This is a genomic window from Thioclava sp. 'Guangxiensis', assembly GCF_045348365.1.
In the GTDB taxonomy this organism is placed as follows: Bacteria; Pseudomonadota; Alphaproteobacteria; order Rhodobacterales; family Rhodobacteraceae; genus Thioclava; species Thioclava kandeliae.
This window is the reverse complement of the sequence record NZ_CP155824.1, coordinates 117,887-139,782: the sequence shown is the minus strand read 5'-3', so window position 1 is coordinate 139,782 and position 21,896 is coordinate 117,887. Positions and strand designations below refer to the sequence as shown.

19 protein-coding genes are annotated in these 21,896 nt (G+C 64.5%); 7 read left to right on the top strand and 12 right to left on the bottom strand.

Annotation, left to right across the window (positions count from 1 at the left end):
- The gene (locus ABEB22_RS17910; RefSeq protein ID WP_339115286.1) at positions 1–1,284 is read right to left on the bottom strand and encodes an Nramp family divalent metal transporter; all 1,284 of its coding nucleotides are present in this window, start codon (positions 1,282–1,284) and stop codon (positions 1–3) included.
- 200 nt (positions 1,285–1,484) lie between these two features.
- Between ABEB22_RS17910 and mntR the strand changes: the two genes are divergently transcribed.
- Complete coding sequence (gene mntR, locus ABEB22_RS17905; RefSeq protein WP_349295177.1) at positions 1,485–1,913, top strand: manganese-binding transcriptional regulator MntR; 429 nt, start codon at positions 1,485–1,487, stop codon at positions 1,911–1,913.
- Here the strand turns inward: mntR and ABEB22_RS17900 are convergent.
- Genes ABEB22_RS17900 through ABEB22_RS17890 form a run of 3 tightly spaced genes read right to left on the bottom strand, consistent with a single transcriptional unit; the run spans position 1,910 to position 6,579 of the window.
- Positions 1,910–2,863, bottom strand: a complete 954-nt coding sequence (locus tag ABEB22_RS17900; RefSeq protein ID WP_349295176.1) for a D-2-hydroxyacid dehydrogenase — start codon at positions 2,861–2,863, stop codon at positions 1,910–1,912. The two genes, mntR and ABEB22_RS17900, sit on opposite strands and share 4 nt — an antisense overlap.
- Positions 2,864–2,872: 9 nt before the next feature.
- Positions 2,873–5,461, bottom strand: a complete 2,589-nt coding sequence (locus tag ABEB22_RS17895) for a chromosome segregation protein SMC (RefSeq protein ID WP_349295175.1) — start codon at positions 5,459–5,461, stop codon at positions 2,873–2,875.
- On the bottom strand, positions 5,458–6,579 hold the full coding sequence (locus ABEB22_RS17890) for a DNA repair exonuclease (RefSeq protein ID WP_339115282.1): 1,122 nt from the start codon (positions 6,577–6,579) through the stop codon (positions 5,458–5,460). Before ABEB22_RS17890 ends, ABEB22_RS17895 begins: the two co-directional genes overlap by 4 nt.
- Positions 6,580–6,790: 211 nt before the next feature.
- Here ABEB22_RS17890 and ABEB22_RS17885 point away from each other — a divergent pair, with 211 nt between their 5' ends.
- From ABEB22_RS17885 to ABEB22_RS17875, 3 genes are read left to right on the top strand one after another with little or no spacing between them, the layout of a single operon-like run.
- Entirely contained in the window at positions 6,791–7,858 is a 1,068-nt protein-coding gene (locus ABEB22_RS17885) for a methionine ABC transporter ATP-binding protein (protein WP_339115281.1), read from the top strand.
- Positions 7,848–8,522, top strand: a complete 675-nt coding sequence (locus ABEB22_RS17880) for a methionine ABC transporter permease (RefSeq protein WP_349295174.1) — start codon at positions 7,848–7,850, stop codon at positions 8,520–8,522. The genes ABEB22_RS17885 and ABEB22_RS17880 overlap by 11 nt, the downstream gene beginning before the upstream one ends.
- Positions 8,523–8,544: 22 nt before the next feature.
- Positions 8,545–9,321, top strand: a complete 777-nt coding sequence (locus ABEB22_RS17875; RefSeq protein WP_349295173.1) for a MetQ/NlpA family ABC transporter substrate-binding protein — start codon at positions 8,545–8,547, stop codon at positions 9,319–9,321.
- A gap of 71 nt (positions 9,322–9,392) precedes the next feature.
- Here ABEB22_RS17875 and ABEB22_RS17870 read toward each other — a convergent pair whose 3' ends face one another.
- From ABEB22_RS17870 to ABEB22_RS17835, 8 genes are all read right to left on the bottom strand, one after another.
- Positions 9,393–9,929 carry a response regulator gene (locus ABEB22_RS17870; protein ID WP_339115278.1) on the bottom strand — a complete coding sequence of 179 codons (537 nt, stop codon included), beginning with the start codon at positions 9,927–9,929 and terminating at the stop codon, positions 9,393–9,395.
- Complete coding sequence (locus ABEB22_RS17865) at positions 9,926–11,272, bottom strand: ATP-binding protein (protein WP_349295172.1); 1,347 nt, start codon at positions 11,270–11,272, stop codon at positions 9,926–9,928. The genes ABEB22_RS17870 and ABEB22_RS17865 overlap by 4 nt, the downstream gene beginning before the upstream one ends.
- A gap of 29 nt (positions 11,273–11,301) precedes the next feature.
- Complete coding sequence (cydC, locus tag ABEB22_RS17860; protein WP_349295171.1) at positions 11,302–12,960, bottom strand: thiol reductant ABC exporter subunit CydC; 1,659 nt, start codon at positions 12,958–12,960, stop codon at positions 11,302–11,304.
- The gene (cydD, locus tag ABEB22_RS17855; RefSeq protein WP_349295170.1) at positions 12,953–14,662 is read right to left on the bottom strand and encodes a thiol reductant ABC exporter subunit CydD; all 1,710 of its coding nucleotides are present in this window, start codon (positions 14,660–14,662) and stop codon (positions 12,953–12,955) included. Before cydD ends, cydC begins: the two co-directional genes overlap by 8 nt.
- A 7-nt stretch (positions 14,663–14,669) precedes the next feature.
- Positions 14,670–15,719 carry a cytochrome d ubiquinol oxidase subunit II gene (locus ABEB22_RS17850; RefSeq protein WP_339115274.1) on the bottom strand — a complete coding sequence of 350 codons (1,050 nt, stop codon included), beginning with the start codon at positions 15,717–15,719 and terminating at the stop codon, positions 14,670–14,672.
- Between the two features lie 16 nt (positions 15,720–15,735).
- A complete protein-coding gene (locus tag ABEB22_RS17845) occupies positions 15,736–17,181 on the bottom strand; it encodes a cytochrome ubiquinol oxidase subunit I (protein ID WP_339115273.1) in 1,446 nt (481 codons plus the stop codon).
- Between the two features lie 300 nt (positions 17,182–17,481).
- Complete coding sequence (locus ABEB22_RS17840) at positions 17,482–18,570, bottom strand: N-acetylglucosamine-6-phosphate deacetylase (protein ID WP_349295169.1); 1,089 nt, start codon at positions 18,568–18,570, stop codon at positions 17,482–17,484.
- Between the two features lie 4 nt (positions 18,571–18,574).
- Entirely contained in the window at positions 18,575–19,513 is a 939-nt protein-coding gene (locus ABEB22_RS17835) for an ROK family protein (protein ID WP_349295168.1), read from the bottom strand.
- Positions 19,514–19,795: 282 nt separating this feature from the next.
- Here ABEB22_RS17835 and minC point away from each other — a divergent pair, with 282 nt between their 5' ends.
- From minC to minE, 3 genes are read left to right on the top strand one after another with little or no spacing between them, the layout of a single operon-like run.
- Positions 19,796–20,632, top strand: coding sequence for a septum site-determining protein MinC (gene minC / locus ABEB22_RS17830; RefSeq protein ID WP_339115270.1), 837 nt, complete (start codon positions 19,796–19,798; stop codon positions 20,630–20,632).
- The gene (gene minD / locus ABEB22_RS17825; RefSeq protein WP_339115269.1) at positions 20,629–21,498 is read left to right on the top strand and encodes a septum site-determining protein MinD; all 870 of its coding nucleotides are present in this window, start codon (positions 20,629–20,631) and stop codon (positions 21,496–21,498) included. The genes minC and minD overlap by 4 nt, the downstream gene beginning before the upstream one ends.
- Positions 21,495–21,773: a cell division topological specificity factor MinE gene (gene minE, locus ABEB22_RS17820; RefSeq protein WP_339115268.1), complete on the top strand. Its 279-nt coding sequence runs from the start codon at positions 21,495–21,497 to the stop codon at positions 21,771–21,773. Before minD ends, minE begins: the two co-directional genes overlap by 4 nt.
- The last annotated feature ends 123 nt before the right edge of the window (positions 21,774–21,896 follow it).

The following is a 21,896-nucleotide window of genomic DNA, read 5'->3' as shown; positions in this document are numbered from 1 at the left end:
TCAGAGGAAGGGGATCGTCACCCCGAAGAACTCCGCCAGCAGCACGAAGTTCAGCGTCAGGACCAGCAACGCGCCCAGAATGGAAAGGCAGCGGGTCAGCATGGACGTCGCGAATTCGCCCATGATATCGCGTCGCGACACGAAGATGACGAGTGCGATCATCGGCACCGGCAGCGAGATCGAGAGCACGACCTGCGACCAGATCAGCGCCTGTGTCGGGTTCACCCCCAAAGCCACTACGGCAAAGGCAGGCGCCATCGTGACCAGACGGCGCAGCCAGATCGGCACGCGGAAGTGCAGGAAGCCCTGCATGATCATCTGTCCTGCCATTGTGCCCACGACCGAGCTGGAGATCCCCGAGCAGATCAGCGAGGTCAGGAACATCCCCGCCGCCGCCGCTCCCAGCAAGGGCGTCAGCGTGTGATAGGCGGTCTCGATCTCGGCCACCTGCGAATGGCCCTCGTGGAAGGCACTCGCCGCCATCATCACCATCGCCATATTGATCATGCCCGCCACAGCCAGCGCCAGCACGACCTCGACATTGGAAAACCGCACAAGGCGTCGTTTATGTTCGATCTTCTGGGTGGGCATACGGTTCTGGGTCAGGCCGGAATGCAGATAGATCGCATGTGGCATAACGGTCGCGCCGATAATCCCCACCGCAATCGCCAGCGCTGCGGTATCGGGCATATCGGGCGTGACCAGCCCGCGGGCCGTGGCGCTCCAGTCTACGGGTGCGATCAGCACCTCGGCCAGATAGCACAGCCCGATCACCCCGACAAAGGCCCCGATAATCAGCTCCATCGGGCGGTAGCCACGGCCCTCGAACAGTAACAGACCATAGGTGATGATTGCGGTGATGATCATCCCCACGAAAAGCGGCAGGTCGAACAGAAGCGCCAGACCGATCGCCCCGCCGAGGAATTCGGCCAGATCAGTGGCCATTGCCGCGATCTCGGAAACCACCCACATCACCCAGACGACAGGACGGGGAAAATTGTCGCGCGACAGCTCGGCCAGATTTTTGCCGGTGACAATTCCCAGACGGGCCGAAAGCGCCTGAAACAGCATCGCGATCAGATTGGCCAGCAACACGACCCACAGAAGCTTGTAGCCATAGCCCGCGCCCGCCTGGATATTGGTCGCGTAATTGCCCGGATCCATATAGGCGACCGAGGCGATAACCGCAGGGCCCAGAAACATCAGACGCGCCTTCCAGCCGATCGTGGGGCTCGATAGCACCTCGTCGATCCGGCTTTGCGCTTTGCTGGCGAGAGAACTCATGGAATGGCCTTCATTGACAGGGGCGAATGGAGGGGAGGCCCCGATATTGCACTTTGTCAGAAATATAGCCTGTGCTAACTTTCTTGCAAGGGTAAATATGTAATGCTCAGGCTGGCTCCGTTCTGCACCATGTGGTATCTGGGGCGCTCGCACGCGGCGTCGATGCCCAAGACGCGCAGCGCCCCAAGAAGGAGAGACCCGTGCCGCAGGATCAGACGCCCCCCGAAGAGATGGCCGACCGTTTCACGCGCGCGCGCGAGGTGCAGGCGAAGGCCCTTCTCGAGGATTATGTCGAGCTGATCGGGGATCTGATCGCCGAGATGGGCGAGGCGCGCGTGGCCGATATCGCAGCGCGGATGGGGGTGGCACAGCCCACCGCCACCAAGGCGATCTCGCGGCTCAAACGCGAGGGGCTGGCCACCGCGCGGCCCTATCGCGGGGTGTTCCTGACCGATGAGGGGGCCGCTCTGGCCGACCGTGTCCGGGCGCGCCACCGGACGGTGGTGGCGCTCCTGATGGCGGTAGGGGTGCCGGAGGCTGTGGCCGAGCTCGATGCCGAAGGGATCGAACATCATGTCTGTGACGAGACGCTGAGCGCTTTTGAAGCCTTTCTGGCGGCCTGCGGTTAGGTCAGCACATTCAGGGGCTTACCCTCCATGAACCCCTCGATCACCTGACAGAGCTGCGCGGCCAGCGCTGATTGGGCGGCCTCCGATGCCCATGCCACATGCGGCGTGACGATGACGCGCGGATCCTTTGCCAGCTGCATCAGCAGATCATCGGCGGGGGGTGGCTCCTGATCGGCCACATCAATCCCCGCGCCCGAAATCCGCCCCGCCTCCAGCGCGCCAGAGAGCGCCGCCAGATCGATCAACCCGCCACGACCGGTATTGAGGATCACCGGTTTGCGCGCCATTTTGGCAAAGGCATCAGGCCCCAGCAGCCCCCGCGTCTCGGGCGTCAGCGGACAATGGAGCGAGATCACATCGGCGCGCTCGAGCATCTCGTCGAAACCGATCCGCTCATCCTGCGCCACCTGTCCGGGACGGGCGGCAAAACAGACCTCCATCCCGAAAGCGCGGGCAAGCATTGCCACCTTCTGTCCGATCTGTCCGCGCCCGACGATGCCCATCGTGCTGCCTGCCAGATCCTGGATCGGATGGTCGAAGAAGCAAAACTGTCCGCTCTCCTGCCAGCGGCCCGCGCCAACATCGCGCGCATAGGGGATCAGGTTGCGCCGGAGCGCCAGCAGCAGCGCCATGACATGTTCGGGCACGGTATTGACCGAATATCCACGGATATTGCACACGGTCACGCCGCGCGCACGGGCCGCCTCCAGATCGACGCAATCGAAGCCTGTCGCGGCAATCGCCACCAGCTTCAGCTCGGGGCAGGCCGCCAGCACCTCGGCGGTGATCCTCACCTTGTTGGTGATCGCGATCATGGCCCCTGCCAGCCGCGAGGTGACCTCCTCGGGGCGGGTGCGGTCATATTGCACCCAATCCACATCGCCCACTGGTCGTGGCACGGTGATCTGCGGCGCGATGGTCGCGCGGTCGAGGAAAACGATACGGGTCATGGAGGCTCCTTAAGGGGCGGGGGTCAGATGCAGGCGCTGGCCGCCCAGATCGCGGAAGGCACGCTGGCGGCAGGTGAGGACGATGACCTGCAGATCGCCCGCCTGACGGTTGAGCGCATCGAACATCTTCTCGATGCGCTCGTCATCAGTATAGACCAGCGCATCATCGAGGATCACCGGTGCCCCGCGCCCCGCCTCCTGCAACAGTCGTGCGAACGCCAGACGCACCATCAGCGCGATCTGCTCCTGCGTGCCGCCCGAGAGAATGTCGATAGGCTCGGACTGGCCTGCGCGCACCAGCGCCTCGGGCAACAGCTTGTCCTGCGCCCATTCCAGCTGGGCTTCCGGCCACAGAAGCCCCAGAAGCGGGCGCAGCGCCTTGGCGACAGGGGCGAAATACTGCTCGCGGGCGGCGCTGCGCGCGGCCTCGAGCGCGGCCTGCAGCCGGTGCAGCACCGCGACCTCATGGGTCAGGCGTGCTTCGGTCGCGCGGGCCGCCTCGAGCGCATCGCGGGTCTCGGCCAGCTTTTCCTCGATGGCCTGACCGTTGGCCGCCGTAATGCGCTCGTCGAGGCGGGCAAGCTCGGTCGAAAGTTCTGTGGCTTCCCTTTGCGCGGTCTCGATGACCGCTCTGGCACGTTTGAACGCCGCCTCGGCCCCCGCCAGATCGGGCGCCTTCCGGCGCAGATCGTCATGCAGGGCGCGGCTCGCGCTCAGGGCCTGGGCCGCATGGGTCAGCTCGGCCTGAAGGCTGTTTTCATCGCCCATCCGCGCGCTTTCCGCAAGCCTGTCCTCGGCCCGTTGCAGCCGCTCGCGGGCGGCGTCAGACAGGCCTCGCAGCCGCCCCGTCTCGAGCCGTGCCTCGGTGGCTTTTTCCTCCGCGAGCCGCGCTTGCGGCGCCAGTTCGGCGGCTTTGGCTTGCGCGGCCTCCAGCAGGGACTTCACCTCGGCCAGCGGGGGCAGGTCGGGGTCTTCAATCGGGGCGGGGATCGCGGCATGGTCGCGGCGCAGCGCCTCGATCCCTTGTGGAGCGTTGATCTTCAGCTCCGCCTGCGCATCGCGGGCGGCGGCCTCCCGCTCGGCACGCCGGTGGGCGCTGCGGCGGGCGGCGGCCATATCGGGCAGACCATGGCGCTCGAGCGCCTGTATCAACCGTATGTGCGCGGCCTGTGCGGCCCCCGCTTTGGCCCGTTCGCCCGGATCGATGGTCAACTGCCCGAGGCCCGGCAGGTCCAGATCGGCCCGTGCATAAAGCGGTGTGGCCGTGTCGGTCAGCGGGGTGCCGTCGAGCCGGATCTCCTGCGCGCCCGAGGGGACGAAGCTCAGCTGCACCGCTCCCGCCGCCGCGAGCCGCGCCTCGGTGATCCATGCCTGTTCGAGGCTTTGCAGTGTCTCCAGATCCTTGGAGGCAAGGAGAAAGCCAGCTTCGGCCTGCGCTTCCTCGTGGCGCGTGCGGGCCGCTTCGGCCTGTTCGATCCGTGTAGCGATCTCGGCTTTACGGGCGGCCCCCTGCCGCGCGGCCTCGGCCAGACTGGCGCGGGCGTGACGCCCGGCCTGCTGGCGCTCGGCCTCGCGGGCGGCCTCAAGCGCGGCCGCCAGCTCCTTGGCCTGCGCGCGGGTGCGGGCCTCGGTCTCTGCCGCGGCCTCCGCCAGAGGCATCGCCGCCTCGAGCCCGGTCTTTGCCTCGGTAGCTTCCTTCCGCAGGCTGCGCATCTGCCCCAGCCGCTCCTCGGCGCGGGTCACGGCCAGCCCGTCCGATTGCAGTTGGCGGGCGGCAGCGGCCACCTGCTCGGCATGGCGGAGCGCCTCCGAATGCGCGGTCTCCGCCTGGGCCAGACGCGTCTCGCGGGCGCCTCTTTCCTCGGGATCCTCGAGATCGGTCAGGGTCTTTCGGTGGCGCTTGCGCGTCTCGAGGTCGCGGTGAAGGGCCTCCACGCGGGCCTGCTGCTCGGCCTGCGCCGCCTCCAGCCGCTGGATCTCGTCGAGCACATCGCCCAGAGGGCCGTTCTTCCTGGGCTTGCCGCTGGCGGTCACATAGCGGGCCAGTTCTCCGTCCACCCGCCTGAGCGCCATATCCATCCGCCGGCCGCCGGTCATCGCCTCGACCTCTTCTGTCACGCTCGACATCAGATCGCGGCGCGAGGCGAGCGCCGCCTCGTTCTCCGCCTTCACCGGCCCTTCCAGCTCGGTCATGCCCTGACGGACCCAGATCAAACCCGCCGGACCGCCATCCCCCGCGCCCAGAAGCCGCGCGATCCAGTCCTCGGCAGCATCCGATTGTGCGATAACCCGCCCGTTCTGGCGCACCTCGGCCATAGGTTTGGAAAACCACCGTTTCGCCAGTGTGAACCGGCCCTGAGCGGTTTCGATCTCGACCTCGATCTCGGGGGCACCGCCCGCATGGGGCCTGAGCGCGCCCACCTCTTTCTTTTTCGAGCTGTGACGCTCGAAAAACAGCGCCTTCAGCGCATCAAAGAGGGTGGATTTGCCATATTCATTGGGTTCGGACAGCACGTTGAGCCCGTCACCAATGCCGGTGATCTCGACCTGGGCGGTGAAGCGGCGGACATCTTTCATCCGGATTGCGCGCAGCTTCATGGCATATCCTCCCGCATATAGCCGTAAAGCCGCGCCAGCGCGTCTCCGGCAATCGCCCGTTCGCTCTGGGCCAGCCGGTCATCGTCGAACTCGGATTTCAGCGCCTCGGCAGCCTGACGCAGCGCCCCGCCATGGTCGATCTCATCGAGGTCATCACTCGCATATTGCACCGAGAGCCCGTCCTCGCGCAGGACGAAATGGGCAAATTCGGGGCTCTGGGCCTTGGCCATTTCCCCCAGCGCGAACTGACCGGGCAGGGTGGTCCAGCCGCGTGCGGTAACGCGCACCAGAATATCGCGCCGCCCTTGGGGCGGCAGACAGGCGGCCAGCGCGGCGGCGCTGTCTTGCTGGGCAGTCAGATCCAGCTCCAGATCCTGCCACAGAAACTGTCCCGTCTCGATCTCGCGCACATCGGGCGCCCCATCAAGCGTGACGCTTAGACAGAGTCCGCGGCGGTCATGTTTGAACCGGTCCTGTTCGGGGGTGCCGCTGTAATGGGTGCGCGCGCTGACAGCCATCCGCCCGTGCCAGTCGCCGAGCGCCAGATAGTCGAGCCCCGCGCGGGTGTCGCGGTCCGGCGCGATCGCCCCGCCCTCATCGGTAAAATCGGTGATCCCGCCATGTGCGAGCCCGATGCGGGTGGCGCCTTCAGGAGTGGCCATCACATCCAGCACGGTTGACGGATCCTCGACCTGCGCCCGCCACTGGATAGGCGCCGGCAGAAGGAATACGCCCGCCGCCATCTGCCGGGGCGTGGCCTCGGTCAGCGCGCGCAGATTGGCGGGGGCCTCGCGGGTGAGGGTCTCCCACAGGGGCTCGGCCTCGCGCAGATTGTCATGGTTACCGGGCAGGAGCCACCATGTGATGTCATCCGCGTCTTTCATCGCACCGACCGCCTGCCGCAAAAGGGCAGCCGTTGGCGTGGGGGTGTCGAATGTATCGCCTGCCAGAACCACATGGACCGCGCCCTGATCGCGGGCGGCCTGTGCCAGCCGCGCGAGGCTCATATGGCGCGCCTCCATCAGCCGCCCGCGCAGATTGGTATCGGGGCCTTCGGGGATATTTGCGAAACGGCGACCGATATGCAGGTCAGAGGCATGGATAAAACGGAATGTCATGTCTTCTACTGAAAAGGGAGAATGATGATCTGGCTGCTCATGATCTGACAGGTCATCGTGATCGAAGACAAGGGGGGCTGTGGACATTGTTCGCGGCGGATGCGCGCGGATGCCTGTAAAACAGGGCGAATGCGCTTGAATCTCGCCCAAAGTTTCTATCTATCCCCACGCAACCGTGACCCTATTGTCAGAACCGCATGGACGAAGTGAGATGAGCACAGACGAAGAGAAGGCCCAAGGGGCCGCGATCCGTTTCGAGGCGGTCAGCAAGTCCTATACCAAACCGGGCGGCGGTCGTTTTGACGCGCTGTCGGATGTGTCTCTGGAGGTCGAGCCGGGCACGATCACCGGTATTATCGGGCGTTCGGGCGCCGGTAAATCGACCCTGCTGCGGATGGTCAACGGTCTCGAGGTGCCGAGTTCGGGACGCGTGGTCGTGGCAGGCCATGATGTGGGGGCCGCTCGTGGGGCGGACCTGCGTGGCATCCGCCGCGAGGTCGGCATGATTTTCCAGCATTTCAATCTGCTGGCCTCGCGCAGCGTACGTGACAATATCGCACTGCCTCTCGAGGTGGCGGGAATGCCCAAAGCGCGGATCAAGCCGCGCGTGGACGAGCTGATCGAGCGGGTCGGGCTGGGCGTGCAGGCAGACCGCTATCCGGCAGAGCTGTCGGGCGGTCAGAAGCAACGCGTGGGGATCGCGCGGGCGCTGGCCACCAACCCCAAGGTGCTTCTGTCGGACGAGGCGACCTCGGCACTCGATCCCGAAACGACGCAGACAGTGTTGCAGCTTCTGCGCGACATCAACCGCGATCTGGGCCTGACCGTCCTGCTGATCACCCACGAGATGGCTGTCGTGCGCGATATCGCGAGCCATGTGGCGGTGATCGATGCGGGCCGGATCGTGGAGGCGGGCGAGACCTATGATGTGTTCGTGCGGCCCGGGCATCCCACGACCCGCAGCTTCCTGTCGGGGGTGACCGGCGTGACCCTGCCCGAGTTCGTGGCCTCGCGCCTGCAATCCGCGCCGGGCGATGGCGCGGATCAGGAGGTAATCCGCGTGACCTTCGCCGGAACCCATGCGACCGACCCGATGCTGGCGCTTCTGGGGCGCGATCTGGGCGTCTCGGTCAATATCCTTGCCGGTGCGGTCGAGGAAATCAGCGGGCGGCCTTTCGGTAACCTGCTGGTCTCGCTGCCCGCCGGACGCGGGGCGGAGGCGCGGGCCTATCTCGAACGCCATAACCTGTTTACGGAGGTGCTGGGCTATGTCGGCTAACCTTATCCATCTGTTGATCGAGGCCACCGGACAGACGCTGTATATGGTGGCGATCTCGGCGCTTCTGGGCACCGTGTTCGGGCTGCCGCTGGGCACGTTCCTTGCCTGCTCGCAAAAGGGCGAGCTGCTCTCGGCACCTTTGGTCAACAAGGTGCTGGGGCTGGTGGTCAATGCCACGCGCTCCGTTCCCTTCATCATTCTGGTGGTCGCGATCATCCCGTTCACCCGCGCGATCGCGGGCACCTCGATCGGGACGACTGCCGCCATCGTGCCGCTGACCATTGCCGCCGTTCCCTTCATCGCGCGGCTGATCGAGAACGCCATCCGCGAGGTTGATGGCGGGCTGATCGAGGCGGCGCGCTCGATGGGGGCAACACCCATGCAGATCATCCGTAAGGTGCTGATCCCCGAGGCCGCGCCCTCGATCACGCTGGGGCTCACGCTCGCGGTCGTCTCGCTTATCGGCTATTCAGCCATGGTGGGCGCGGTCGGTGGCGAGGGTCTGGGTGATCTCGGTATCCGCTACGGCTACCAGCGCTTCATGCCCGAAGTCATGCTGGCGGTGGTCGTCATTCTCATTGTGCTCGTGCAGCTGGTCCAGTCTATCGGGGAATGGACCGCGGCACGGGTGGACAAACGCGCTCCCAAGAGCCGCGGACAGTAATCACAGACGAAGGAGCATCATCATGCTGCGCATTCTTACCCTCACCTCCGCGATTGCCCTCTCGGCAGCGGCAGCCATGGCCGAAGAGATCAAGGTCGGTGTCTCGCCTGGCGAACATGCCGAGATCATGGAAGAGGTCAAAAAGGTCGCCGAGCCGATGGGTCTCGATATCGATATCGTCGAATTCTCGGATTACGTCGTGCCGAACCAGGCGCTGGCCGATGGCGATATTCAGGCCAACTCCTTCCAGCACAAGCCTTATCTGGATAACCAGATCAAGGATCGTGGCTTCGATCTTGTGCCGGTGGCCGATACGATCACCACGCCGATGGGTATCTATTCCAACAAGATCAAGGATATGAAGGATCTGGCAGACGGCTCGAAGGTCGCGATCCCGAATGATCCGACCAATGGTGGCCGTGCGCTCTTGCTGCTGCAGGATCTGGGGTTGATCAAGCTCGCCGATGGCACGGGCCTCGTTCCGTCCACGCTGGATGTGGTCGAGAATCCCAAGGACCTGTCCTTCCTCGAGCTGGATGCCGCGCAACTGCCGCGCTCGCTGGCCGATACCGATATCGCGATCATCAACACCAACTATGCCATCGCCTCGGGCCTGAACCCCAAGACCGATTCCATCGCGATGGAAAAGGCCGACAGCCCCTATGTGAACATCATCGTGGTCAAGAAGGGCGATGAGGATCAGCCGTGGGTCAAGACCCTCGTTGACGCCTATCACTCGGATGACGTGAAGAAGTTCATCGAGGACAGCTATCACGGCACGGTGCTGACCTCCTGGTAAGCGCGTAAGACAAGGTCTGGACCCTGTCGCCCTTCCCGGGGCGGCAGGGTTTTCCCTTGCCTACGCGTGCTCTAGCGCAGTTGCCGTTTTGCCAGCTTGCGGGCCAATGTGCGGCGGTGCATCCCGAGCTGGCGTGCGGCCTCCGAGATGTTGAAATCGGTGGCGCGCAAGACCTCCTGAATGCGTTCCCATTCATTGACGCGCATCCCGCCCGAGGCTTGCCCCAGCGCCAGATCGGTCTCGCCCTCGCCGCGCTCGAAGGCAGCCTCGATCTCGGCGGCGGTTGCGGGTTTGGCCAGATAATGGCCCGCGCCGAGCTTGATCGCCTCGACGGCGGTGGCAATCGAGGCAAAGCCCGTCAGCACCACGATCCGTGGCGGCGGATCTAGCGCGGCCAGTTCGCGCACGCATTCCAGCCCGTTCCGTCCCGGAAGTTTCAGATCGACCAGCGCGAGATCGGGCACCTCTTGCGCCACCATCTCGCTCGCCTCCTCGGCAGATCCGGCATGGCGCACGGCAAATCCGCGCCGCGTCATCGCCTCGCTCAGGGTCTCTCCCAAGGCGGTGTCATCCTCGACGATCAGCAATTTATGCCCCCTATCCTTCATGCGGTCTCCTCCTTCAACGGCAGGTGCACGCGGACCACGGCCCCACCTGTCGCGGCATTTGCCACCGACCAGTCCCCCCCCAGACGGCGCACGGCATTCGAGACCAGATAGAGCCCGAAGCCCCGCCCCGGATCCCCTTTGCCCGCCGCCATCGGCCGCACGGGGTTGTCCAGCACCGTCTGCGGGAAGCCCGGCCCGTCATCGGTAAACACGAGGGTCAGGGAGGCGGTTCCGGCCTCGACGGTGATCGATGTGCGATGGGCACCGGCCTGCTGGGCGTTGGTCAGGATATTTCGGAACGCCTGTTCCAGCATCGAATCCGCGATGATCTGCGCCCCGAGGATCGCAGCCTTGGGCAGGACCACCTCCATTTCGCCGCCATCCTCGCGCCAATCGGCGATGACCTCCTCGAGGAACTCGCCCACCGGCAGCGCCTCGGCCACGTCCAGCCGGTCGAGCCCCGCGGCAAAGAGCATTCCACTGACAATCCTGCGGCAGCGCGCCAGTTCGCCCTGCATACGGGTCAGCACCGTCTCGCGGCGCGGGCTGTCGGGGATGCCGCTCTCGTGCCATTCATCGAGCGTCACGGCGATGGTGGTCAGCGGTGTGCCCAGATCATGCGCCGTGCTGGAGGCCATGACGCCCAAGCGGACGAAATGCTCGTCCTCGACCACCTTCTGGCGCAGCGCCATGATCTGGGCATCGCGCGCCATCAGGTTGCGCCTGAGCCCCGAGACGAACCATGTCATCAGCCCTGCGGCCAGCACGAAGCTCAGAAACATCCCCAACAGATGCAGGCTGAAGAAACCGCCCCCCGTCAGCGAGCCCACCATGCCGTCCCGCATCATCGGCAGGCCCAACGGGCGGCCATGGTCGATCAGCCAGAAATGCGCCGCCGCCGCCGCCGTCAGGATAAAGATCACCTGTGGCATGGGCGCCAGCAACAGTCCCAGCATCACCTGCAGGATAAACAGCGTGACAAAGGGGTTGGTTGCGCCGCCACTATAGTAGAGAAGCAGCGTGAGCGCCGCGATATCGATCAGCAGCTCGACCGTGATCACCCAGTCGGGGACGCCCCAGCCCTTGCGACAGCGCCAGAGCGCGAAGAGATTGAGCGCCACGAGGAGGCCGATCACCGCGATCATGTTGAAGACCGGCAGATCCGCGCCCAGATAGAGCACGGTGATCACGATCGCCAAAGCCTGCCCCGCCAGCGCGATCCAGCGCAGCCGGATCAACAGCGCCAGATTGCGCCGCCCCGTATCCTCGGAGAGCACGCGGATCGCATCCAGCTGATCGGTGTTCTGACCGGCGGGTTGGGGCGAGGGGATGGGCAGTTTCATGGCGGGTCTCCGGCGCGCGGGCGTCCGGCCTATCGGGCCGGGGCGCTATTGCCTTCCAGCATAACCACTTTCTGGGCAAGGGCGAGCACTTGCGCGTGGTGGGTCACGATCAGCATCATCCGGCCTTTGCCCAGTTGGGCCAGACCGTCGATGACCTGTGCCTGTGTCGCTCGGTCGAGCCCCTCGGTCGGCTCGTCGAGGAGCAGAAGCGGCGCATCCTGCAGCGCGGCGCGCGCCACCGACAGCCTGCGCGCCTGACCCCCCGAAAGCCGCGCCCCCAGCTCGCCCAGACGGGTCCCGAGCCCCTCGGGCATCGCCTCGACCTCCGCCCGCAGCGCGGCCAGATCCAGCGCCTGCCAGAGCGCCGCATCATCGGCTCCGGGGGCGGCAAGGCGCAGGTTCTCGGCGATGGTGCCGTTGAACAGATGCACAGTCTGGTCCACAACCGCGATCTGGGCGCGTAGATCATGGTCCGACAGATCCCGCAGATCGACGCCCGCAAGCATGATCCGGCCCGCACGCGGGTCCCAGAACCGCTGCACCAGATTGAGGATGCTGGTCTTTCCCGCGCCACTCGGGCCGGTCAGGGCAAGGCTCTCGCCCGAGCGCAGCGACAGGCTGAGACCCGACACCACATCCGGCCCGTCGCCATAGCCGAAACTGACACGCTCGAGCACCAGCCCGGGCGTTTGCGGGGCTTGGGGAGAGGGGCTCGGCGCCACTTGCGGCGGGCGGTCGGCCAGCTCGAAAATCCGCCGTGCCGAGGCCATGGTGCTATCCCAGTTGGACACGGCCGCGGGCAGGCCCGCAACGGTTTCCATCGCGGCCATTACCGCCAGAACGATCATCGCCATATCCGGCGCCGAAAGGCTCTGGCCCTCGACCTGCGGGATCAGCAGCAGCAGCGCGCCCAGCACCATGATCTGCCCCGTCAGCGTGCCGAGCGCCATGAAAAGCGCCGCGATCCATGCCTGACGGCGCTGCGCCGCGACCATACGCGCGCTTGCGCGGGTCACGCGGGCGGCCTGACGGGCGACCGCACCAAAGACCTGAAGCTCGGCCAATCCCCGCGTCAGATCGGTGCTCTCGCTTTGCAGGGCCGCGCGGGCCTGTGTGATCTGGCCTCCGGTTTTGCGCACCAAGGCCCGCTGGATTAGCGGCAGGATCATCCCCGCGAGCGCCAGCCCGATCGCCACCAGCAGCGCCAGCGAGGCCGAATTGAGCCCCAGCCAGAGCACGATCAGCACCGAGGCCACCGCCGCCGAGATCACCGGCCCCAGAATCCGCAGATGGAAGTTCTCGAGCGCATCCACATCGCTGCGCATCCGCGCCAGAAGATCACCATGGCGCAGCCCGCGCAGGCCTGCAGGCGCCAGCGGCACCAATCGCGCGTAAAGCCATGGCCGTAGGCGGGCGATAAAGGAAAGCGTGGCCTCATGGGTCACCAGCCGCTCCAGATAGCGCGCGCCCGCCCGCAACAGCGCCAGCCCGCGGATGGCTGCGGCAGGCGTGAAGAATTCGAGCATCAGCTGCCCCAGACCCGCCAGCGCCATCGCGGTAATGAACCATCCCGACACCGCCATCAGCGCCACATTCGACAGCATGACCGTGACAGAGAGCACCACGCCAAGCGCGATCCGCCAGCCGAAAGGCCGGCACAGTTTGAGAAGACGCAGGAACTCACGCATGGGGCATCTCCTTGGTGGAGCCATGATAGGTGACGCGGCCCGCCTCCAGCATGATCACCCGATCGGCAAGTGCTGCACAGGTGGGGTCATGGGTGATGATGAGCCGCGCCGCATCGGGCGTGGCTGCCAATACGGCCTCCATCAGTGCCTGCGCGCCCGCAGCATCAAGGGCGGCGGTGGGCTCGTCGAGGATCAGGAGATCGGGCTCGGACAGAAGCGCCCGCGCCATGGCCACACGGCGGATCTGCCCACCCGAAAGACCCGCCCCGCCTTCGCCCAATACGGTTTTATATCCCGAAGTGCTGGCCGTAATGAAGTCATGCGCTTGCGCGATGCGGGCGCAGGCTTCGATTTTCGCCATACTGGCTGTCGGTTGGCCGAGTGCGATATTCTCGGCGATGGTGCCGGCAAAGAGACGCGGTGTCTGCGGCAGCCAGCCGGTGCCTTCCTGCAGCGTCTTCGGGTCGGTCTCGTGACCATCTAGCAGGATGTGCCCCGATTGCGGCGGTAGCTGGCCAAGGATCAGCCGTGCCAGCGTCGTCTTGCCCGCGCCCGAAGGGCCCATGATCGCCAGCGTGCGCCCGCGTTTGAGGGTGAAGGAGAGGGGCTCGATACTGTCACCCCCCTCATGGGTAAAGGCGAGCCCCTCGACCGAGAGTATCCGCCAGTTGCCTGCGGTATCCGGTGTTTCGGGGGCGGGCGCATCGGGGCCGATCAGCCCGATCATCGCCTCGGCGGCGCCGATGGCGGCCATGCGGGCGTGGTAATGCTGGCCCATCTCGCGCAGCGGGCGGAAGAATTCGGGCGCGATCAGCAGGGCAAAGAGCCCCGGAAGGAAGGTGATATCGCCATAATAGAGCCGGAAGCCCACATAGACGGCCACCATGGCCACGGCGATGGTCGAGAAGAACTCCAGCACCAGCGAGGACAGGAAGGCAAGGCGCAGCACCCTCATAGTGGCGCCGCGATAGCCTTCGGACATGGCGGCAACCAAGGCCGCCTCACGTTGGGCGGCCCCCAGCTGGCGCAGGGTCACCAGACCCGCGATCCGGTCGAACAGATGCGCGCCCATCACCATCAGGCGCTGCCATTGGCGGCGGTTGAGCGCCTCGGCGCCCTTGCCCACAACCACCATGAAGACCGGAATAATCGGCGCGGTGATGGCGAGAATAAGGGCCGTGACCCAATCAAACGGAATGACACAGACGAGCACCAGCGCGGGGATGAGTGCTGCGATCATGCGTTGGGGAAGGAAGGCTGCGAAATATTCCTGAACGGCTTCGACACCGTCGGAGACGAGCCCTGCAACTTCGCCCGAAGGGGGGAGGTCGTGGATGCGGGCCGCGCCGACACGCCCAAGGATCACCTCGCGCAGACGGGTACGGATCGCGGCGCCTGCCTCGAAGGCCAGCCCCTGCCGCAGCGTGTCGAAGGCGGCGCGCAGGATCATGGCCAGCACGAACAGGATGATCTGGGCGTGCATTCCGCCCAGACCGGTTTTATCGACAGTGACGCCCGCGATCATCGCAGCGACCGCATAGGCCTGCACGATGACCATCGCTCCCGACCCCAGAGCCGCGGCAATAGCCAGAGCGGCAGCCCGTTTGCCTGCCAGTCCGAAGCTTTTCAGCCAACGCTCGATGCGCTTTGCGGCTTCGCCATGGACGGGGCGCGGTGTGAGGGGGCGGGAGGATTGGGACATGCGTTACTCAGTGATGTTCATAGGCGACCAGTTTGGAGATCCGCGCACGGAACACCCAGATCTGGTACCAGTTATACATGACCATCACCGGAAGGAAGCCACCCATGGTCATGGTGAAGGTGATCAGCGAGACCTGCGGGCTGGCGCCCTCGCGGATGGTCCAGGTGCCCGGAACAAGCCATGGATGCAGCGTGATCAGCATGCCCAGACCCAAGATCAGCACAGCGCCGTTATACCACAGGATCGCGGCAAGGTCGCGGTCCTTGAGCGTGTCGCGACGGACCTGTTCGATGCACCACAGTGCCACAAGGCCGAAGATACCCCAGAGCCAGAAATGCGGGCCGAACCACGTCGAACGCGCCCAGTCGAAGATCGCCGCACTCCAGACCAGTGTAATCAGCACGGAGCCAATCGCCAGCCAGAAGATCGTTGCCGTCCAGCGGGCCGCGTCCTGACGGATGCGCTCGGTTTTCTCGAAGCGGGCGCGCACGAAAAGCACCCCCGACAGCGTCACCGCCACACAGGCCGCGATGCCGGTCCAGATCGAGAAGGCCGACACGAAGTCGAACGCGCCACCTGCGTAGTAGGGCAGCTTGCCCTCCTCATGCACCAGCGGGAAGCCCTGCAGCAGCGCACCCACGCTCATGCCGCCGAAGAAGGTGACGGTCAGCGAGGAGAGGCCAAACACCCAATCGGTGAAGCGCTGCCATTTTTCCGAAGCCAGATGGCGGAATTCGATCGCCACGGCGCGCGACATCACGCCCCAGAGCACGAAGGCCATTGGCACCATCAGATAATGGAAGGCCGAGCCATAGACGAAGGGGAAGGTTCCGAAGAGAATGCCCCCCGCCACGATGAGCCAGGTCTCGTTGGCATCCCAAGTGCCGGCCATCGCCGCCATGATCGCGCCGCGTTCGTCATGGTCGCCCACGACAAGCCCGAAGATACCCGCGCCCAGATCCGCCCCATCGAGGATGATATAGAGGAGCATCGCCACGCCCAGACCAAGCCACCAGGCATTGGCCAGGAAATATTGCATGTCATCAAGTTGTGTCATCTGATTTTCCTATGGCTCAGACCGGACGGATATATTCGGGGTGATCGGCATGGCCTGCCGAGGAGGGCAGATCCAGCTCGCCCAGATGCTCGTCACCATCGCCCGCGACGGGGCTCGTGAGATCGGGCCCGTTGCGGCAGACCTTCAGCAGGAAGTAGATCGTGCCGAGAACGACGGCGGTTTCGAAGATCGCGAACCCGATCAGCCAGAAGGTCGCCAGACCGACCGAGAGTTTCGACATGCCGTCCTCGACGCGCATCATGCCATAGACGATCCACGGCTGACGGCCGATCTCGCGCGTCCACCAACCGGCGATCACGGCGATATAGGGCAGCACGACCATCCCGGTGCAGGCCATCAGGAACAGGCGGTTAGCCGAGGCCAGACCTTCGGTCATGCGGCCACGCCAGCTGAGCCAGCATCCCCAGAGCGCCACCAGAAGGATCGCCCCACCAATCGCGGCCATGGCGCGGAAGGTGTAGAAGGGCAGGATGACGGGCGGGCGTTCGTCTTCGGGGAAGGAGTTCAGACCCTCGACCGCGCCGTTCCAGGTTTTGGTTTCAATGAGTGATAGCGCATGCGGGATCTTGATCGACCACGCAAGGCCGGTGTTGTCCTTATTGGGCCAGCCGATGACATTCCATGCGTTATTGACGTTGCCGTTTTCGTCATAGGTGTCGTATTGGCCTTCCATCGCGGCCAAGGCGGCTGGTTTGTGCTCGAGCACGTTCTCGCCCAGCACATCGCCCATATAGATCTGCACGGCGGCCACAGCGGCCAGAGCCACCAACGTATAGCGCAGCGGGCGCGCGAACAGTTGCACCTCGCGGCGTTTGAATACGAACCATGCACAGACCGCTACCACGAAGCATAGCGACAGCTCGACCGCTGCCAGCAGCATATGCGGGAAGGCGGCGAAGACATTGGGATTCAACAGTGCCTGCAGCCAGTTGGTGACCTGGAACATGCCGTTCTTGAACTCGACACCACTGGGTGTCTGCATCCAGCTATTGGCCACAAGGATCCACATCGCGGAAAGGGTCGAAGACAGTGCCACGTTGAAAGTGGCAAAGAGGTGCATCTTGCGGCTGATCTTGCCCCAGCCGAAGATCATCAGGCCGATGAAGCCCGCCTCATACATGAAGGCGGTGATGGTCTCGTAGCCCAGCACCTGCCCGAAGAACGGGCCAGCGGCTTGGCTGAACGGCCCGTAGAGAATGCCGAAGGCCATTTCCATGGTTACGCCGGTGGCCACGCCCGCACCGAAATTCACGATAAAAAGTTTTTCGAAGAACCGGCACAGACGGTACCAGCGTTCATCATTGGTGCGAAACCACGCGAGTTCGAAACCGAACAGGATGATCGCAAGGCCGATTGTGAGCGGGGGGAAGAGGATGTGCACCGAGGAGATCAGGCCGAAATCAATCCGCGAGATCAGGATGCTAAGTGGATCTGGTTGCATCGCAATGCCTTTTGCTGAGGCAGCGCATAGATGGTCCGGAAGATCCGAGGGGAGGACGGGTGTCTGGAACAGCGCTGCATTTGCTGACGCGGTGGGGTGTAAACCTACATCTGACATTCCGGCATTGGACAAATTGTCCAACCCGGATACATCTTTCCACGGGAGGAGTTTTAAAAAAATATAATATATATTACAATTATTTATGGGATATGATGCGCGGTGTGTAGAGATCACGGGTGGTCACGCCGGTGGACGGGGATGTGCAGCGGCCGCGCCGATTCTCCTGCGGGGTGCCGCGGGTCAGGGGACCACGCGGCAACAGGCGTCATCAAGGAGGATCACTTCCGCCATCGCCATGCCCGCTGCAAGATCGGGGCGGGGCAGGCGCATGGCATCGCGCGGCACGAGGGCTGCCATCTCGTAGGCGGTCTCGGGAGAGAGGCCCATGTGGTGCACGGCATTGTAAAGGCAATGCGCCAGATCGGTATGCGCGCCTGCAAGCGCCCCTTCGGCATTGACCAGCGCGCCGTTTTCCAGATGGATCGTCTGGCCGTAGAGCTCGAAATGCTCCGGCCCGCCGATGGTCGCCATTGCATCGGAGATCATGAACATCCGCCCCGTTTCGGGCCGCGCACGGCAGGCGATCGCGGCCATGGTGTAATCGACATGATGCCCGTCGAGGATGATGCCCGCATAGGCGTCCGAGGCGATCGCTGCGCCCAAGAGGTTCGGGCTACGCGAGCCCATGGCGGGCATGGCGTTGTAAAGATGGGTAAAGCAGCGCAGACCCGCCGCGAGGGCAGCCTGCGTCCGTGACGCATCGGCCATCGTATGCCCGCCTGACACCACTACGCCCATCTCGGCCAGTTCCGCAATCACCGACAGATCCACGCATTCGGGGGCAAGCGTCAGCATCACCGGAATGCCTTTTGCGCGCAGGCGCCGCAGATCCGTCATTGTCCGCTCGTCGAAGGGTCGGATGAACCCTGCCTGATGGGTGCCGCGCTTGGCGGGGTTGATATGCGGGCCCTCGATATGGAGCCCGATAAACCCGTCCATCCCGAAGGCTTCGATCGCGGCATCGGTGGCGCGGGTCAGGCGCTCGGGTTCGCAGGTGATGAGTGTAGGCATGGCCCAGCCGGTGCCACGGGCGCGCAGCGTGTCGATGATGGTCGCGATCCCCGAGGCATCGGGTTGCGAGTTCAACATCACCCCGCCCGCGCCATTGACCTGCAGATCGGTCAGGGCAGGGCCGGCAAAGGCAACCTCCAGATCGCCGCGCGCGCCCGCGGCCGTGCGCCAGCCGAGGAGCCGCCCGTTTTCCACCTCCAGCCGTAGCGGCCCGCAGAACTGTCCCGCAACCCAGCCACGCTTGGCGATGATGATCATGACGCTATCCTCTTGCCGCTTGCTGCACGGCCAGAATGGCGGCGCCGCGTGCGCCCGAACTATCCCCATGGGCGGCCAGCCGCAAGACGGGCAGGGCCATCGGGCCCAGTCTGCGCGTGGCAAAGGCGCGCGTCAGATGGCGGGTGACATCGGGCAGCTGCGACAGTCCGCCGCCAAGGATGATGCAATCGGGATCAAGGGTGATTTGCAGGGTCAGGAGCAGCTCTGCCATCAGCTCGGCCCAGATCTGGAGCACGCTCTGCGCGGCCGGATCGCCCGCCTCCGCCGCCTGCCCGAGATCCTTCGGCGCGATCGGGTGGCCGAGTTTGAGCCGGCAGATCTCGCTGAGGCCGGGGCCGGAGAGATAGGTCTCGAAGCAGCCTTTCTTGCCGCAGCCGCAGGAGCGCAGGGGCAGATCGACCCGCGCCAGCAGATGGGCCGGGATCCCGAGATGCCCCGCTTCGATCCCCGCGATGTTGCGCCGGTAGGGGGGCGCGCCGCCGAGCACATGGCCCGCGCCAATCCCCGTGCCCATGATGAGCCCCAGAACCGATTGCGCCCCGAGACCCGCGCCGCCATGCGCCTCGGACAGGGCGAAAGCCTGCCCGTCATTGATCAGCGGTAGCGCGCGCCCGAAGGTCCGTGTGAGCGCGGCAGGCAGGTCCACACCGGTGATCGGGATATTGGCGGCCATCGCCTCGCCCGTCTCGCCATTGATGATGCCCGGGAGGCCGATGCCGATGGGCAGCTTGCCCCCGCGCCCCGATTGCGCCTCGAGCCAGTGGATCTGCTTGGCGAGCGCGCGCAGAAAGCTGTCGAAACTGCCGCGCGGGGTCGGGATGCGCAGACTGTCGATGCTCTGGTAGCCCGGACCGAAGAGACGGGCCTCGATCTTGGTGCCGCCCAGATCGATTCCGCCTGAAATTGCCGCAAGATCGGTCATAGGGCTCCTCCGTGTTTGCACTTGCAGAATAGCTGTAACGGCATTTGATCGCCAGTGCCGGAATTTACTTCACATTCCGCAAGGGCATGCGTTATACGCGCCTGCATCAGCAGGTCTTCATCGGATAATCCGGCCAAAGGGTGGCAGGAACCCGCGCAATCCGTAGCGTCAAGCTTCACAGACCCCTGTCCATAGTGTCATGAGGGGGACAAACATCAATATGGGCGATATCCGAGTCGAAGCTCTAAAATCACGCCCTGATAAATGAGGAGCAGTTTCGTCGTGGCGAAAGACGATATCCGTAGTCGGGCCGAGGGGCCCGCAGCACAGGCCGTAGCGCAGGCACGGCCCTTCCATTTCCGCGGCAGGTTCCTGACCGCGATTGCGCTGCGTATGGAATCCGATACGCCGGACGAGGCTTTTTATGCCGCCCTTGACCAGCAGCTCGAGAAAACGCCGCAGCTTCTGGTCGGCTCGCCCATGGTGATCGATTTCGCCGATGTACCGGGCTTTGCCAACCCCACCGATATTCAAGACCTCGTGCGCCACATGCGGGCGCGCAACCTGTCGGTCTTTGGCGTGCAGAATGCCAGCAAGGTGCAGCTCGACACCGCAGACCAGCTTGGCCTGATTCCCGTGATCTCGGGGCGCGACGGCCCCGTGCACGAGCCGCGCAAGCCGCTCAACCCCAAGGGTCGCAACGGCGCCCACCAGCTAGGCAGGAATGCCACCGCCGAGGAGCCTGCCGAGCAACAGGCGGAGGCCGAGGCCGAACAGCGCAGCAGTGGCGCGCAGACCATGACCATCCGCAATCCCGTCCGTTCGGGCCAGCAGATCGTGGCAGAACATGGCGACCTGATCGTGCTGGGATCGGTCGCCTCGGGCGCCGAGCTGGTGGCGGCGGGCAATATCCACGTCTATGGCGCGCTGCGCGGACGTGCGATGGCAGGGGTGTTCGGCGACGAGAGCTGCCGGATCTTCTGCCGCGATCTGGATGCCGAACTTCTGGCCGTGGCGGGCCTATACCGTACCAGTGAAACCATCGGAGACGACCTGCGCCATCGTGCTGTGCAGGCATGGCTCGAAGATGACAGACTTTGCATGGAGAGCTTTGCATGAGCACCCAAACCACAGATAAGGCCAAGGAAGAGCTGAAGGAAAAGCCGCCGCTCGGTCGGGTGATCGTCATCACCTCCGGTAAGGGGGGCGTCGGCAAGACGACCTCCGCTGCGGCGATTTCGGCAGGGCTTGCCAAGCGCGGTCACAAGACCGTCGTCATCGATTTCGATGTGGGCCTGCGCAACCTCGATATGATCATGGGCTGCGAACGCCGTGTGGTCTTCGATTTTATCAACGTTATTCAGGGCGATGCGCGCCTGAAACAGGCGCTGATCAAGGACAAGCGCGTCGAGACGCTGCAGATCCTGCCGACCTCGCAGACCCGCGACAAGGATGCGCTGACGCAAGAAGGCGTCGAGGCGGTTCTCAACGAGCTGAAGCAGGAATTCGACTATATCGTCTGCGACAGCCCCGCAGGGATCGAGCGCGGTGCGCAGCTGGCGATGTATTTCGCTGATGAAGCCGTGGTCGTGACCAACCCCGAAGTGTCCTCGGTGCGCGATAGTGACCGCGTTCTGGGCCTTCTGGCGTCGAAGACCCAGCGGGCCGAGAAAGATGGCACCGGCGTGAAGGCGCAGGTGCTGCTGACCCGTCATGATCAGGCCCGGATCGACAAGGGCGAGATGATGACCGTCGAAGACGTGCTGGAGATTCTGGCCGTGCCGCTTCTGGGGATCGTGCCCGAAAGCCCTGCCGTCCTGCGCGCCTCGAATGTGGGCACGCCGGTGACGCTGGATGATCCGTCCTCGGCAGGCCGTGCCTATGAGGATGCCGTGGCGCGCCTGCTGGGCGAGAAGGTCGAAATGAAAATCGAAGGAGAGAAGAAACCGGGTCTGTTGGGCCGTATCTTCGGACGGACGGCATGAGCTTATTCGGATTCTCTCTCAAACCCCGCAAGAAGCAGACCGCCAATGCTGCCAAGGAGCGCCTGCAGATCCTGCTGGCGCATGAACGCGGCAGCAATTCCTCGGGCGGGGATTATCTGCCCCAGCTGCAACGCGACATCATTGCGGTGATCCGCAAATATGTCGAAGTGGCCGATGAGGAAGTCGATATCCGCATGGAACGCGGTGACGATATCGAGAGCCTCGAGATCAATATCGAGATGCCCTCGAAACCTGCCAAAGCGGCAAAAGCCTGACACCGGACCGGGGCCAATGGCCCCGGTTTCCATTTGGACCGCCAAGTTTCTGGGCAAAGGCCGGTTTTTCGGGCGGTTTTTGCGGCTAGGGCTTGCGCGGGCGGCACCTGCTATCCTAACCGG

What these genes read in the sequence shown, in the direction of transcription:
- ABEB22_RS17910 (WP_339115286.1), bottom strand. Translation starts at nt 1,284, where the DNA reads ATGAGTTCTCTCGCCAGCAAAGCGCAAAGCCGGATCGACGAGGTGCTA.
- ABEB22_RS17900 (WP_349295176.1), bottom strand. Translation starts at nt 2,863, where the DNA reads ATGACCCGTATCGTTTTCCTCGACCGCGCGACCATCGCGCCGCAGATC.
- ABEB22_RS17895 (WP_349295175.1), bottom strand. Translation starts at nt 5,461, where the DNA reads ATGAAGCTGCGCGCAATCCGGATGAAAGATGTCCGCCGCTTCACCGCC.
- ABEB22_RS17890 (WP_339115282.1), bottom strand. Translation starts at nt 6,579, where the DNA reads ATGACATTCCGTTTTATCCATGCCTCTGACCTGCATATCGGTCGCCGT.
- ABEB22_RS17885 (WP_339115281.1), top strand. Translation starts at nt 6,791, where the DNA reads ATGAGCACAGACGAAGAGAAGGCCCAAGGGGCCGCGATCCGTTTCGAG.
- ABEB22_RS17880 (WP_349295174.1), top strand. Translation starts at nt 7,848, where the DNA reads ATGTCGGCTAACCTTATCCATCTGTTGATCGAGGCCACCGGACAGACG.
- ABEB22_RS17875 (WP_349295173.1), top strand. Translation starts at nt 8,545, where the DNA reads ATGCTGCGCATTCTTACCCTCACCTCCGCGATTGCCCTCTCGGCAGCG.
- ABEB22_RS17870 (WP_339115278.1), bottom strand. Translation starts at nt 9,929, where the DNA reads ATGAAGGATAGGGGGCATAAATTGCTGATCGTCGAGGATGACACCGCC.
- ABEB22_RS17865 (WP_349295172.1), bottom strand. Translation starts at nt 11,272, where the DNA reads ATGAAACTGCCCATCCCCTCGCCCCAACCCGCCGGTCAGAACACCGAT.
- cydC (WP_349295171.1), bottom strand. Translation starts at nt 12,960, where the DNA reads ATGCGTGAGTTCCTGCGTCTTCTCAAACTGTGCCGGCCTTTCGGCTGG.
- cydD (WP_349295170.1), bottom strand. Translation starts at nt 14,662, where the DNA reads ATGTCCCAATCCTCCCGCCCCCTCACACCGCGCCCCGTCCATGGCGAA.
- ABEB22_RS17850 (WP_339115274.1), bottom strand. Translation starts at nt 15,719, where the DNA reads ATGACACAACTTGATGACATGCAATATTTCCTGGCCAATGCCTGGTGG.
- ABEB22_RS17845 (WP_339115273.1), bottom strand. Translation starts at nt 17,181, where the DNA reads ATGCAACCAGATCCACTTAGCATCCTGATCTCGCGGATTGATTTCGGC.
- ABEB22_RS17840 (WP_349295169.1), bottom strand. Translation starts at nt 18,570, where the DNA reads ATGATCATCATCGCCAAGCGTGGCTGGGTTGCGGGACAGTTCTGCGGG.
- ABEB22_RS17835 (WP_349295168.1), bottom strand. Translation starts at nt 19,513, where the DNA reads ATGACCGATCTTGCGGCAATTTCAGGCGGAATCGATCTGGGCGGCACC.
- minD (WP_339115269.1), top strand. Translation starts at nt 20,629, where the DNA reads ATGAGCACCCAAACCACAGATAAGGCCAAGGAAGAGCTGAAGGAAAAG.
- minE (WP_339115268.1), top strand. Translation starts at nt 21,495, where the DNA reads ATGAGCTTATTCGGATTCTCTCTCAAACCCCGCAAGAAGCAGACCGCC.